This is a genomic window from Streptomyces sp. NPDC001027 (assembly GCF_040299045.1).
Lineage (GTDB): Bacteria > Actinomycetota > Actinomycetes > Streptomycetales > Streptomycetaceae > Streptomyces.
The window spans coordinates 1-13,795 of the sequence record NZ_JBEPBI010000208.1; the positions used below are offsets into that span (position 1 = coordinate 1).

General features: G+C 67.0%; 7 protein-coding genes and 3 pseudogenes. 6 read left to right on the forward strand and 4 right to left on the reverse strand.

Features of this window, described 5'->3' with window-relative positions:
* Positions 1–97, forward strand: a pseudogene (locus ABT300_RS34145) (ISAzo13-like element transposase-related protein); the annotation flags it as partial.
* A gap of 112 nt (positions 98–209) precedes the next feature.
* Here ABT300_RS34145 and ABT300_RS34150 read toward each other — a convergent pair.
* Positions 210–332, reverse strand: a pseudogene (locus ABT300_RS34150) (transposase); the annotation flags it as partial.
* An 878-nt stretch (positions 333–1,210) separates the two neighbouring features.
* Here ABT300_RS34150 and ABT300_RS34155 point away from each other — a divergent pair.
* The 3 genes from ABT300_RS34155 (at position 1,211) to ABT300_RS34165 (ending at position 6,970) form a co-directional block, all read left to right on the forward strand.
* The gene (locus ABT300_RS34155; RefSeq protein ID WP_351684138.1) at positions 1,211–3,463 is read left to right on the forward strand and encodes an ATP-binding protein; all 2,253 of its coding nucleotides are present in this window, start codon (positions 1,211–1,213) and stop codon (positions 3,461–3,463) included.
* Positions 3,464–3,792: 329 nt separating this feature from the next.
* Positions 3,793–5,610 carry a LamG domain-containing protein gene (locus ABT300_RS34160; RefSeq protein WP_351684141.1) on the forward strand — a complete coding sequence of 606 codons (1,818 nt, stop codon included), beginning with the start codon at positions 3,793–3,795 and terminating at the stop codon, positions 5,608–5,610.
* 136 nt (positions 5,611–5,746) lie between these two features.
* Positions 5,747–6,970, forward strand: a complete 1,224-nt coding sequence (locus ABT300_RS34165) for an endonuclease/exonuclease/phosphatase family protein (RefSeq protein ID WP_351684144.1) — start codon at positions 5,747–5,749, stop codon at positions 6,968–6,970.
* 409 nt (positions 6,971–7,379) lie between these two features.
* Here the strand turns inward: ABT300_RS34165 and ABT300_RS34170 are convergent, their stop codons facing one another.
* On the reverse strand, positions 7,380–9,824 hold the full coding sequence (locus ABT300_RS34170) for a SpoIIE family protein phosphatase (protein ID WP_351684147.1): 2,445 nt from the start codon (positions 9,822–9,824) through the stop codon (positions 7,380–7,382).
* Between the two features lie 249 nt (positions 9,825–10,073).
* Positions 10,074–10,634: a TetR/AcrR family transcriptional regulator gene (locus ABT300_RS34175; RefSeq protein WP_351684150.1), complete on the reverse strand. Its 561-nt coding sequence runs from the start codon at positions 10,632–10,634 to the stop codon at positions 10,074–10,076.
* A 269-nt stretch (positions 10,635–10,903) separates the two neighbouring features.
* Between ABT300_RS34175 and ABT300_RS34180 the strand changes: the two genes are divergently transcribed.
* Entirely contained in the window at positions 10,904–11,509 is a 606-nt protein-coding gene (locus ABT300_RS34180; protein WP_351684152.1) for an NAD(P)H-dependent oxidoreductase, read from the forward strand.
* A 289-nt stretch (positions 11,510–11,798) separates the two neighbouring features.
* Here the strand turns inward: ABT300_RS34180 and ABT300_RS34185 are convergent, their stop codons facing one another.
* Positions 11,799–12,548 (reverse strand): transposase family protein, encoded by a 750-nt coding sequence (locus tag ABT300_RS34185; protein ID WP_351684155.1) that lies wholly within the window; start codon positions 12,546–12,548, stop codon positions 11,799–11,801.
* A gap of 223 nt (positions 12,549–12,771) precedes the next feature.
* Here ABT300_RS34185 and ABT300_RS34190 point away from each other — a divergent pair.
* Positions 12,772–13,698, forward strand: a pseudogene (locus tag ABT300_RS34190) (ATP-binding protein); the annotation flags it as partial.
* Positions 13,699–13,795: the final 97 nt, after the last annotated feature.

Genomic DNA, 13,795 nt, shown 5'->3' on the forward strand with positions numbered 1-13,795 from the left:
CAAAGTGGAACACCGTCTGTTCTCCCGGATCACCCACAGCCTGCGTGGACAGCCGCTGACCAGCTACGAGGTACTGCTGCAGACCATCTCAGCCAGTCCCAGACGATCGCGCCTTTCGCATCGGCCAGAGACTGGAGTCGGGTGAAGATCCGCTGCCATCGGCGGAACAGGTCGTAGACCCGGCTCCACGGTCCGTACTCGACGGGGACGTCCCGCCACGGAACTCCGGTCCGGACCCTAAACCGTATGCCGTCGATCAGCTGCCGCCGAGGCCAGACGGGTGGCCGCCCCGCCCTGGCGCCTTCGGTAAAAGGCCCCGGACACGGGGCCATTCCTGAGCCCTTCAGATGTCAAGATCGAACGCAGCAGGGTGCCAGACGGCTGCGGGGAAGCACTACCGCTCGGGAGCCAGACCGGCACGCTGTTCACCGATCTCTCGGCTGCACAGCGCACCCTGCAGCCAGCCGACACCTTCGTGGAGCTGGTACCGCATCACTGCGATCACCCCGGGTGCCCAGGGCGTCGTGCACCCGAGAATCGCGCCCTACGGCTGAAAGCATCGACCATTCGGCTGAGTTGCGTGCTCTGTCGAATTCGGCCCAAGGCGGCGCCCCCTTGGAAGCACGCCGGACCGCATGGAGCGGATTGGCGCCGCTCGCGTTCGCGGCCAGGTCGGGCAAGTGCGTCGACAGCGTCAACGCCGTTGCGAGCAGAGCCGGAAGATCAGCCGGGCGTGCCGACCGGTTCGCCTACATCCATGACGTAAGTCCAGCCTGCGAGCTGATCGCAGACGAACTCCAAGTATGGTCATTAATCGTGCCGTACATGGCCGATGAGAGAGCATGCGGGCCGCGGCTGAAGGCGAACACTGGGCTCGCTCACTCGCCCGCGTGCTGCTCTTGTTGAGAACTCTACCGCTTGAAGGCTTAAAAAATATTAAAGCATTCTTCCCTGGCATAGAAAAGTCAAGAGGAAGAATTTTCTCCCCCCCACTACCCCAGGCCGTGATGTCAGAATCGCGGTGCTACCAGCTGAGGTACCTCCGAGACACCGGCTGGCATAGCTGCGAATCATGTAGTCGCGCATCCGGCGGTACGGCGCGGTTCGCCGGTTGCGACGTCACTGACGCGGTTGCGGTCGGCCGATTCATCCAGGGTGTGAACGCGGAGTTCGGTCGGCTCGACTTCGCCGAGAATGAGATGCGAGAGCCATGTCCACTGTGGCATCCCGGGCGGGAAATCTGCCTACGCCGTTCACCAGCTTTGTCGGTCGGCGGTTTGAGGTCGCTGAGATTGGTGCCCTGCAGGGGACGGCACGGTTGGTGACGCTCATCGGGCCGGGCGGCGTGGGTAAGACGCGACTCTCACTGGAGGTGGCTGCCGGGTCGGCCATCGACTTTCCGGACGGGGTGTGGCTGGTGGACCTGGCCCCGGTGCAGGAGCCGGCTGCGGTGGCGGGTGTGGCCGCGACCACGCTGGGGGTGCCAGACCTGGGAGTCCGGCCGGTAATGGAACAGCTCACAGGCTACATGGCGCAACGGCGGGCACTGATCGTGATGGACAATTGCGAGCATCTGGCTGGTGCATGCGCCGAGTTGGTGAAGGAACTGCTCTCATCCGCCCCCGGGCTGCACATCCTGGCGACGAGTCGCCACGTGCTGGGCCTTACTGGCGAGCACATCTTTGCCGTGGCCCCGTTGCCTCCCAAGGAGGCGGCCAACCTGCTGCAGGACCGGGTCAGAGCCGTCCGCCCTGGGTTCCGCATCAGTGATGCGAACCAGGTGCAGGTGTCCCAGCTGTGCGCCGATCTGGACGGGCTGCCATTGGCGATCGAACTGGCTGCGTCCCGGCTGCGCACGCTGACAGTCGACCAAATGGTGGGCCGACTGGAGAACTGCTTCGCATTGCTCACAAGTGGCAGTCCGACTTCTTGGCCGCACCACCGCACACTCCGCGACATGATCGGCTGGAGCTACGAGCTGTGCACTCCGGCCGAGCGTCTTTTGTGGAACCGGCTGTCGATCTTCGCTGGGGGCTTCGACCTGGACGCGGTCGAGAGCGTCTGTGCAGGGGACGGCATCGCGGAGCACGAAGTGCTGGACCTTCTGGACCGGCTGGTTGTCCAGTCTGTCGTCCTGACCGTCGAGAGCGAAGACTTGCCGCGCTTCCGGCTCCTGGAAACCATCCGGGAGTACGGGCGGGAAAAGCTTGTTGCCTCTGGAGAGGAGGAGCGGCTGCTGCTGCGGCACCGCGATTTCTTCCTTGCCCTGGCCCAGCACGTCGACCAGGGGTGGTTCGGCCCCGGCCAGGCGGAGGGCTTGGCCCGGCTACGTGCAGAGCACATCAATCTGCTGGCGGCCCTGGAATACGGAGCCGACCCTGAGGCCAGGCTCAGGCTGACCTCAGCACTGGGCTTCCACTGGTGCGTTGGCGGCTTCCTCAGTGAGGGGCGCCGTCAGTTCGACCGGTCGCTCACGGCTGCGCGTGCGTGCACACCGGCACGAGGCCGGGCGCTCCTCGGCGCAGCCTGGGTGGCGCAGACACAGGGCGATCTCAAAGCAGCCAACCGATGGCTGGACGAGGCCGAAGCATTGGCCGAGCGACTGGACGATCGGGAGATGAGCGCCCAGGTGGGCGGCTTCCGCGGCGTTTCAGCGCACTACCAGGGAGAACCGGAGGAAAGCATCTCCCGGTATGAGAACGCGAGGGCCGCTCTGACAGCGCTCGGCAATGAGCGTGAAGCAACCTCTTGGCATCTCTCGCTGGCCTGTGTTCAGGCATATGCCGGGGACCCCCGTGCAACAGAGACGGGCAGCCAGGTGATCGCCGCTTTCGAGATGAGCGGGGAGCGGTGGGGCCGCGCGCAGGTCTTGATGGCCCTGGGCCACGATGCCTGGGAGCGTGGTGACCGAGAGGCGGCCAAGGCGCTGGCCCGATCAGCGTTGGAGAACATGCGGGGGTTCAACGACTACGCGATGATCGCGCGAATGCTCGAGTTGCTGGCCTGGGCCACCGCCCCCGGCGGTGATCACGGTTGGGCGGCCCAGCTACTGGGCGCCGCGGGTGCCCTGTGGCAGGAGATCGACAGCTCGATCTCCGCGTTCGGCCCTCAGATGGCCGACCATCACGCGCAGTGCGACGAGCGGATCGTACGAGCGCTGAGCCCGGCGGCGTACAAGCGGGCACGCGCGGCCGGCGCCGGCCATGACACCCCGGACCTGGCGATCGACTTCGCCCTTGGCGCCTTTGCCGAAGCGCCTGCCCCAAGTCCGCTGACGCGCCGGGAGCGCGAGGTGGCCGCCCTGGTCGCCAAGGGCTTGAGCAACCGGCGGATCGCCGGCGTGCTCGTGCTCTCTCCGCGCACCGTCGACGGCCACATCGAGAACATCCGGGCCAAGCTCGGGTTCGGCTCCCGTGCGCAAGTCGCGGCCTGGTGGGCGGCGAATGAGGCGGCAGCGCCGTAAGAGCCCTGTAAAGGAAAGACCCGTAAAAACACCCATGTCCATAAACAGCTCCCGTCCTCGATCCTGATCACCACGACGCCGCATTCGCGCGTACAGGGCCCTGAGACGGGCTGGTGCGTGCACACATCCTGCGGCACCGCAACGGGCAGAGGCTCAGACACCACGGGCTCTGCCGCAGCATCGTGACCCGACGATCGTCGGGTCACGGCCTTCCCCGGCCCGTACGGGCGTTCTCGGGGCGCCTTGCGTCGCCCTGCGAGGCGCTTCCCTGCGTGCCCTCCCACAGCCGTCAGGCAGACGGGTCTGTGGACCGCCTCGAGAGGAAGAGCATGCGAAGAAAGAACGCGGCCCGGGCAGTGATCACCACTGCTCTGGCCAGGATCATGCCGCGACGCCGTGCGGCGACCACGGCAGTGGCGACCCCGGCGTCTACCGGTGCCTCGCTGCGACGGCGGGCGTCCGCAAGCGTCGTCGCCGCCCTGACCATGGCGCTGGCCGCCGGCGCCATGACCACCGCCTCCCCCGCCCAGGCCGAGATCACAGACGGACTGGTCCTGCGTTACAAGCTGGACGAAACGTCCGGCACGGTCGCCCACGACACCTCCGGCCAGGGCCGTGACGGCACCGTCAACGGCACCGTCGACTGGAAGGGCCCAGAGGGGCTGGGCTTCAACGGCTCCAACACCTATGTCAAGGTTCCGAACAACATCATGACCGGGCTGAACTCGATCACCGTTGCCTTCGACGTGTGGATCGACCTTTCCATGGGCAAGCCGTACTTCCTGTACGGCTTCGGCAACTCAAGCGGTGCCAGCGGCAACGGCTATCTGTTCGCCACCGGCAACCAGTTCCGCACCGGCATCACGACCACCGACTTCCACGCCGAGCAGCAGACGCGGCCGTCGACGTCGTACCAGCTGGCGCGCGGCCTGTGGAAGCACGTCACATATACCCAGACCGGCAACACCGGCATCCTCTACGAGAACGGCGTGGAGAAGGCCCGCAACACCAACGTGACCATCGCCCCCGGCTCGATCGGCGGCGGGACGACCACCGCCAACTACCTAGGCCGCTCGCTCTACTCCAGCGACCTCTACTTCAAGGGCCGCATGCGCGACTTCCGCGTCTACAACAGGGCCCTGTCCACCTCCGAGGTGCATGCCGTCGCCACCGGGACCGAAGACCAGTGGGAGCAGCTCCAGGCCCTCGCCTCCTACAACGACGCACTCGCGGCGTTCGAGGACCCAGAAGTGGGACCGGTGATCATCTTCCCGAAGGACTACACCGGCGACATCCACAACCTGGCGACCCCGCCGGACTGGGCCAACGAGTTCGGTCAGATCCCCACCGACTGGCCACACCCCACCCCAGGCCTGAGCCAACAGTTCACCCTGAACGAGATCACCGACCTTCAGGACGCGGTCACCGCCCAGGTACAGCCGGACGGTGACACCACCTACACGCTGAACGTCTACTACGACGGGATGATCGACAAGGTGGTGGCCGAGACCGACGCCCCGGCATCGGTCACCGATCCCCTGGCCACCCAGTACGCAGGCAAGCTCGACATCGAGGACTACGCGCTCGAGCACCCGGCACCTGGCAAGTGCACTCCTGAGGAGCGGACCGCGGGCACGGTACTGCAAGAAGCCGCAGCGCCTGCGGACGGGGTTGTCCAGGACGCCACGACGAAGCTGCAGTGGCAGCAGGTCCAGGCGCTGGCCGACTACAACTGCGCGCTCGATGCCTTCGACGACCCCGATGTGGGACCGGTGATCATCTTCCCGAAGGGCTACACCGGCGATATCCACGACCTGAAGAGGCCGCCGGGGTGGAAGTCCGAGTACGGCGAGATCCCGGACGGCTGGCCCACGCCCACCCCGGGCCTGAGCCAGCAGTTCACGCTCGCCCAGATCACTGACATCCAGGACGCGGCCGTTCGGCAGGTATCGGCGGACGGCGACACGACGGCCTACAGCCTGGCCGTCCACTACGACGGGATGAGCGACCGGGTGGTGGTGGAGACCGACGCCCCGTCCTCGGTCACCGACCCGCTGCTCAATGCCTATCCGGGCAAAGTGCAGATCAAGACGGTCACGAACCCCACACCGGCCGACCCCGCCGGCAGCTCCGCCGACATCACATGAACGCCCACTCCTACGCACGCCTCCCCGCGCCAGCGGCGCGCACCAGAAAGGACTACAGATGAGGATTCCCCTTTGCAGGGCGTCCCGCAGTGGGCGGGACCGCAGTCGCAGCCGTCGCACACGGATGAGACGTCTCGTGCCGGTGCTGGCCCTGGGCATGCTCGCGGGCCTGTTCATGTCCCTGTCGGCGCCGCCGCAACACGCTGAGGCGGCTGTGCAGGACCACATCAACGCCACGTACAACATGCAGGGCGGCGGCGGCAAGTGGACGACGGACATCCCGCAGATCGCCAGACGCAACAACGTGATCGCGCTCCAGGAAGTCGGTCCCCGGCCGCCAGGGCAGCTGACCTGGACATCCGGCTATCTGCAGGGCTCCAACCAGTGGAACGGCTGGCGCGTCCAGCAGTACCGATGGCGCCCCCTCGGCCAGTCCCGTGACTGGTACATCTACTTCGTCCGCACGGACTTCAGCGGTCAGGCGGGCGCGAACGGCGGGCGGGTCAACATCGCCATCCTGACCCGCGACCAGCCGAGCGCGGTACACATCGCCCGGCCCGGCATCTACAACAGGAACGGGCTGCCGGCCTCCCGGCCCGCCCTCGGCATCACCCTGGGCAACACGCTGTACTTCAGCTTGCACGCGCTGTCACCGGGGGGCAATGACGGCGCCCAGCTGGTGGAGAACATCGCCGCGATCGCCGGCAACCAGCGTACCTGGGCCGCGATGGGTGACTTCAACCGCGAACCGGGCAATCTCCAGATCCGCCGCGGCTGGCACAAGTACACCGTCGGCGGCGCCACCCACCAGGGAGGCCATGAACTGGACTACATGGTGTCCAACGAGCGAATCCCCGCCTACCGGGGCTGGAGCCGGGGTTACGGTTCCGACCACTGGTCCGTCGAATTCCGCCCCCTGGCCGCGAACGCCGATGTCGACCTACTCAACACCCACGACGGTTTCCGCCACCTGACCTTCGCAAGCACCATCAACGGCACCCGGCTGATATCCGGTGACGGGAACATCACCTCCCTCAGCTCCATGCAGTTCCGTCCCGCCGGCAACGGCCTCTACTCGATCTTCGCATCCGGCACAGGCAAGTGCTGGAGCGACAGCGGCGGGGCGATCATCCAGTGGACCTGCAACGGCAGGCCGGACCAGCTCTTCGACCTGCGGTACTGGGGCGACACCGGCCAGATCCAGATCAGGCCATCGACCCGCAACACCTGCGTCGGAGACGACAACGACGACGGCTGGGGCTCCCTGATCCTCACCACCGTGAGCTGCAACGCCGGTGAAACGCGGCTCAACCATCACTATGACCAGGACCCGGGAGGCCACCCGCTCGTGGTGTTCTGACAACCAACCGGTCCCGCCAGGCAGGGAGCCCACGATCACCAGGGCTCCCTGCCCGCACGGCTCTCCTGCACAGCAGTGCCAAGTACCCAGCGCATCTCCGCCGTCAGGTGACCGCCCGACGATCGACGCGGATGCGGCCGGTGGAAGGCCGACCGCGATGACGTCCAGGCCGGCTTCGACCGTGTCCTGCCGAACTCCTCGCGCAACGAGTAGCTGCTCCCGCCCGGCTACACCCGAGACACCGACGACCACGCCAGCACCCGCGCCGTCGTCACCGGGCCAGCACCCGCTTCCCAGCGTGAACGGTGCCAAGGCCGACGGCACCGACATCGTGCAGGCCTTGGCACCGTTCACGCCTGGGAGCGGACCGTCGGTGTGGGCTTGTTCCGCTTCGCTGAAGCCACAAGTGTCAGTCGTCCTCGACGCGCTGTTCCGCCCAGATGGTCTTGCCCTGAGCAGTGGGGCGGGTGCCCCACCGCTGGGTCAGCTGGGCCACCAGGAGCAGGCCGCGGCCACCCTCGTCGTAGGTGCGGGCTCGGCGCATGTGGGGGGCTGTGTTGCTGGCGTCCGAGACCTCGCAGATGAGGCTCCGCTCATGGATGAGACGCAGTTGGATGGGCGGCGCGGCGTGCCGGATGGCGTTGGTGACCAGTTCGCTGACGATCAGCTCGGTCACGAAGGCGGCATTGGTCAGGCCCCATTCCTTCAGCTGACCGACGGCGTTCTTGCGGGCGTCGGCGACTGCGGCCGGATCGGGGGCCACGTCCCAGACGGCGACCCTGTCGGCATTGAGCGCGTGGGTACGGGCAATGAGCAGGGCTATGTCGTCAGAGGGTCGCTCGGGAAGCATGGTGTCGAGAACGGTGTCGCACACCGCGTCCAGTGAGGCCGCTGGGCTGCCAAGGGCCTGGCACAGCCGAGAGACACTGACGTCGATGTCGTAGTCACGGGACTCGATCAGGCCGTCGGTGTAGAGAGCAAGTAGGCTGCCCTCCGGCAGTTCCGTCTCCATCGCTTCGAAGGGCAATCCCCCCAGGCCCAGCGGCGGTCCCGCCGGAAGGTCGAGCATGTTGACACTGCCGTCTGGCGCCACCATGACCGGGAGCGGATGTCCGGCCCGGGCGAAGGTGCAGCGGCGGGAGACGGGGTCGTACACGGCGTACAGACAGGTCGACCCGACGTCTCCCGACGGCTCTCCGTGCCCTGCGGTCCGTTGCGTGGCTTCGGCCTCCGTGGCCAGACGGCCTACAAGGTCGTCGAGGTGGGTGAGGAGTTCGTCGGGGGGCAGATCGATGTCGGCGAGGGTGCGGACGGCGGTGCGCAGCCGGCCCATGGTCGCGGAGGCGTGGATGCCGTGGCCGACGACGTCGCCGACGACCAGCGCCACCCGGGCCCCGGAGAGCGGGATCACGTCGAACCAGTCGCCGCCCACCCCGGCACGAGACCCAGCCGGAAGGTAGCGGGAGGCGACCTCGACCGCGGCCTGCTCGGGGAGCCCCTGCGGCAGCAGACTGCGCTGCAGAGTGACCGCCGTGGCGCGTTCGCGGGTGTAGCGACGGGCATTGTCGATGCAGATTGCCGCCCGGGCCGCAAGTTCCTCGGCCAGCACCAAGTCATCCTGCTGGAACGGCTCCGGGCGCCGGTGACGGGCGAAGACGACGAGACCCAAGGTCGTTCCGCGTGCCGACAGGGGCACCGTCATCACCGAGTGGAAGCCGAAATTGCGGGTCCGAGAGGCCCGGAGCGGGTCCTCGGCAATCCAGCCGGCAATCGCCGGGTCGGTCACCCGGTACAGCGCGGCACGTCCCGATCGCAGACTTTCCGCCGGTGGGGAGTCCTCCGGGTACTCTTCCACCTCGCCCGGGGCGATGACCGCTTCGGGAGTTCCCGGATGCACGGACTGGTGGGCGATGCGCCGCAACGTCGGAGAGCCGCTTATTCTCGCCGCTCCCGGGGGCTGCTCGGGCAGATCGTCGAGGGACGCCAAGAGGTCGACGGTCAGGAAGTCTGCGAGTTCCGGGACCGCAACGTCCGCCAGTTCCTGTGCCGTCCGGGTCACGTCGAGGGTGCTGCCGATACGGGTGCTGGCCTCGGCGATCAGCTGGAGGCGTTTGCGGGCCCAGTACTGCTCCGTCATGTCGTGCCCGGTGGAGGCCACGCCCAGGACATGGCCGTCGGGGTCCTCCAAGCGGTAGAAACAGGTTGCCCAGGCGTGCTCACGGATCTCGCCGGGAGCACGCGCATAGTGCTCGAGGTACTGCGGCACACCTGTCTCCAGGGCCTGCAGCATCCGCCGCTCGACTTCCTCCGCCACGGGGTCCGCGAGCACGTCCGACATGCGCAGCCCGTGCATGTCCTGGTCGTTCAGGCCGAGTGCGCCCTGCGATGACCGGTTGGACTGGTGCAGGCGCAGGTCCTTGTCGTACACGCTGGTCGCGCAGCACGGGGAGTCGAGGAAGCCCAGCCACACGAGCGTTTCGGCATCGGAATCGAGGTACGGTGCCCTCACGGCGGAGACCAGGAGCCAGTCGTGAGCCCCGTCATCCGGTGTCCTGTGATGCGCTATGACCTTGGCCTCCAGACGGTGGCCGTCGCTATGTCGGAGAGCCAGCGTTCCACGCCACCTCGACAGCTCCGAGAACGGCACGAGATCGTCTGTCCTGGGCCCCTCGGCGAGCAACGAGACCGCCGAGGAGCCCAGAATCTGTGCCGCCGCATACCCGAGCAGTCGCTCGGCGCCGTCGCTCCACCCGGTCACGGTGCCGTGTTCGTCCACGATGGCGCGTGCGGTGAGCATCTTGTCGACGACGTCTCGGGCGGAACGCACTTCTTTGTCGTCCGCGTGCCGCTTCATGGCTGCTCATCTCGCTCTCGTCGCCACTCTGCCGGACTGAACTCTCGCGATTCGGGGCACTTCATCGCGTCACTCGGTGCACCACACCGAGACGCCCTTTTGCTACTTATTATCCCCGGCGGGCGAGTGGGATCCCCGGTGGGCGGGTGGGATCGAGTACGTTGCCGCCGCCATCGATCAGGAGCCGGGCGGAAATGCCGTACTGAGATCCCTTCTGCGCGAAAGCGGCGGGCCACGCGCGGGCGTGTTCTACGATCCACCGGAAGCGCCATGACGGACGCCCTCCAGGGCATAGTGCATGACAGTGCGCCAGTCCAGACCTGGGACCGCGGCAACGCTGCCGATGGCCGTCATGAGGGCGATGACGTCGCCACTGGTCAGCGCAGGCGGTAGAACACCAGCGGCAACGCCCTGGGTAATGACCTCCTCCACCAGGACGACAACCTCGCCGGGCCGCCCACCCTCACCGTTCAAGAGTTCGAGGACTCTGGCGCAGCCGAGATCGAGAAGCTGGTGATCCGCCACGCAGGATTCGGCATAGGACCACAGAAGACCGGAGAACGCCTCCCAGTTGTCCGCGCCAGCGCCTCCCAGGGCAGTGCGGGCCTGGGTCGCCCAGGCGTTCAGGCGGTGGACGACCAGTGCGGCAATGAGGCCGTCGCGGGAGCCGAAGCGGCGGTAGATGGTGCCGACACCCACCTCGGCCGCGCGTGCCACGTCCTCGACCTGTGCGGCGGTGCCGAGTTCCGAGAAAACCCTGCTCGCTGCCGCCAGGATGCGCTCGTGATTGCGCTGGGCATCCTTGCGCATGGAGCGTGACGTGGTGGGGGTCGGTCGAGCGGGCATGCCCACAGCCTACTTATCCGGAAGCGCATTCCGCTACCGGTTGACGCTGCGGGGGGTGAGCGCCTACGCTGCGGCAGAGAAGTTGAATCGGAATCGGATTCCTCTTCCGTGTTTCGCTTCTCCTTTGCTCTTGTCCTCTGGCGGCGCCTCCTGCGTGCCTACCTCGAACCCGCGGTCGGCGACTCCCCCACCGCCTGCGACCTTCCTTCCTCCCTTCCCGCGACTGGAGAAACATGTCTGCTTTGGTGATCGACAGCCACCCGCACATCGACTCCCTCTGCGCATCCCTCGCCCGCACCTACGCCGAAGCTCACGGTGACGCCACGGTGCTGGCCCTGCGCGATCTGGACTTCGACCCGAACCTCCACTTTGGGTACAACAAGCGGCAGGACCTCGAACCCGACCTGGAGCGGGCCTGGCAGCAGATCGTCGACGCCGACCATGTCGTCCTCGTCACCCCCGTCTGGTGGGGCTCCGTGCCGGCCCTGCTGAAGGGCTTCTTCGACCGGGTCCTGCTGCCGGGCCGAGCTTTCGAGATACGCCCCAGCGGAATGCCCACCGGACTCCTCAAAGGCCGGACCGGGCGGCTCATCGTCACCACCGACTCGCCGTGGTGGTACCTCAAGCTCATGGGGGACACAACGGTGAAGCACCTGCGCCGGAGCACGCTGCGGTACTGCGGCATACGTCCCGTGCCGACAACCCGGATCGGTGCGGTGAAGGGCTCGACGGAGGCAAAGCGGGAGCGATGGCTCGCGGAGGCGGCCGACCAGGGTCGGCGCGAAGCTGCCAAGAACCGGCGCCCGGCCGCTTCAAAGGCTGCCGACACCGTCGGATGACGACGGGACGAACGGCGCCAGCGATCCCCGCGAAGTGACGACATGCGATAGGCCGCCCGCTCGGCAGCGCCCGTGAAACCGACCGACGCGCACCTTCGCCGGCGCTTCGAACGCGGCGCGGTCATCTGGGGTACCGTGCCCGCCGATTCTGCGTCTCCCACGCGAAGGACGGCCCGCCCCGAGACGGATCGGACCCCGGGTGCCCCTCTGGCACCGAGCGGGCAAGGCCCAACTGCCCGCCCCCTGACGTACTCGCGCCCCCATTTGTCGGCGTACACAGTGAGGGTTTTCAGCGGTGCCGCTCCAGGGTGAGGACGGCCTTGGTGATTGACGTCATGCGGTTTGGGCTGCATCGGGCTCTGCGGAAGATTCGCCAGGATTTGAGGCGGGCGATTCCTCGTTCGACGGGTACGCGAGCGGCGGACAGGGCCCGGTTGACCGTCCGCTCGGTCGTGGTGAGTTCGCCTTGGGGCGGTCGGCGTTTGGGGGTGGTGACCCACTCGCCCGCGCCGATGTAGGCCATGTCGGCGAGGACGGGGACGCCTTGGCGCTCGCAGATCCTGATGATCTTGTGGGTGCGGGCGGCGGTCAGGTCGTGTGTGCGGCCGGGCAGGGCCGGTGAGAGCCACAGTGTGCGACCGGCCGGGTCCGTGATGACCTGCACGTTCACACCGTGCCGCTTGTGCTTCGTCGAATAGTCTGCGCGCCCGTCGCCGACCCGGTCGCACTCGGCGAGCGTGCCGTCCACGAGAACGTAGTCGGGGTCTGTCTCGCGCAGGACCTTCAGCAGGCCCGGCGCCATGTCGGCCAGGTGCTCGACGACGGTGGTGACGTACGCGTGGGCGGTGCCGACGGAGATACGGAAACCCGCGGCGAGCTGAGCCAGGGGGTCGTGCCGGCGCAGGTATGCCAGAGCGATCACCGCACGCTCGGACGGCCGGAGTTTGCAGCGCCGGTCACCCTCACGGGTGACGATCAGCATCGTCACCCACTCCACGAGTGCGTGCGGCAGGTCGAGTGCGGCAGGATACGGGACCAACAGGGTTCCTGAGCTGGAGAGTTGAGACCTAGACACCTCTCTCAACGGCACGGGGACCCTGTCCGTTGCTTACGGTCCCGCCGTCACCCGTCCGGGGGCCACTCTGAAAACCCTCAGTTACGTCCCCGCCTTCGTACGGATGAACAGGGACAGATGTTGATGCGGTGAATCGTGCGGCTCGGCACTCTGCTGCTGTCGGTGTGACGGCGGAGGGTGGCTGACGATGGTCTTGGACCCGCATCGCTGGTTGGAACTGAGGCGTTTCCGGGGGCTGTTGGAGTCCGGGGCATTGAGTCTGCCGGAGATCGCCCGGGAGACGGGGCTGGACCGCAAGACGGTCCGGAAGTACCTCTCGTCGCCGGGCCCGGTGACGCCGCCACGGCGGTCGCCGAACGGGCGGCCCCGGGCGAGGGTGATCGACGAATTCGCGCCGCTGGTCGATGCGATGCTGCGGGCCGAGGTCCTGATGAAAGCCGCGGTCATCCATGAACGGCTGGTCTCGGAGTACGGGTTCACCGGAAGTTACCAGCGGGTCAAGCTCTACGTTCAAGAAGCCCGTCCGCGGGTCGCCGAGGACCTTGGAATCACGCCGAAGGAACTGGCGGGCATGCACCGCCGGTTCGAGGTGATCCCCGGCGCCCAGGCCCAGGTGGACTGGGGAGACGAGGGAAAGATCCTCGCTCATATGGGCATCGGGAAAGTCTATTCCTTCCACATGACCTTGTCGTACTCCCGTGATCCGTTCTGCTGTTTCACCACGAGCCAGGATCTGGAGACCTTCTTCGAGTGCCACCGGCGGGCGTTCGCGCACTTCGGTGGTTATGTGGGTGACAACTCTTCCGCGATCTCGTGTTCCCGGTCAGGATGGTCGCTCCCGTCGAGGAGCTCGGATGGCCTGGCAGCCGCAGTTGGTACGACGCGTCGATGCTGCGGGGAACCCCGTGGCATCGCTGGGGCACGCCCTGGTCGACGACTATCTGGAGTTCGTGGCGGCACGCTGTCGGCCGAACACCTTGCTGGCCGCCGCCTACGACCTGAAGGTCTTCTTCTCGGTGGTGCCCAAGGAGCCGGCCGACGTCGTCACCCATGGGGCCAGGTTTTCGGCGACGAAGTCCTCGCCACCGCGATCCTCGACCGGCTCCTGCACCACTGAGAAGGCTTCCGCTTTCCGAACATGATCGTGTGGTTCGACGTTGGTGGGCATGAACTCCACCTGTGGGCGGAAGAGATGGGGCGGTTCGTCTGCT

Excerpts from the sequence above, each read along its gene's own strand:
- ABT300_RS34155 (WP_351684138.1), top strand. The coding sequence starts at position 1,211 with ATGTCCACTGTGGCATCCCGGGCGGGAAATCTGCCTACGCCGTTCACC.
- ABT300_RS34160 (WP_351684141.1), top strand. The coding sequence starts at position 3,793 with ATGCGAAGAAAGAACGCGGCCCGGGCAGTGATCACCACTGCTCTGGCC.
- ABT300_RS34170 (WP_351684147.1), bottom strand. The coding sequence starts at position 9,824 with ATGAAGCGGCACGCGGACGACAAAGAAGTGCGTTCCGCCCGAGACGTC.
- ABT300_RS34175 (WP_351684150.1), bottom strand. The coding sequence starts at position 10,634 with ATGCGCAAGGATGCCCAGCGCAATCACGAGCGCATCCTGGCGGCAGCG.
- ABT300_RS34180 (WP_351684152.1), top strand. The coding sequence starts at position 10,904 with ATGTCTGCTTTGGTGATCGACAGCCACCCGCACATCGACTCCCTCTGC.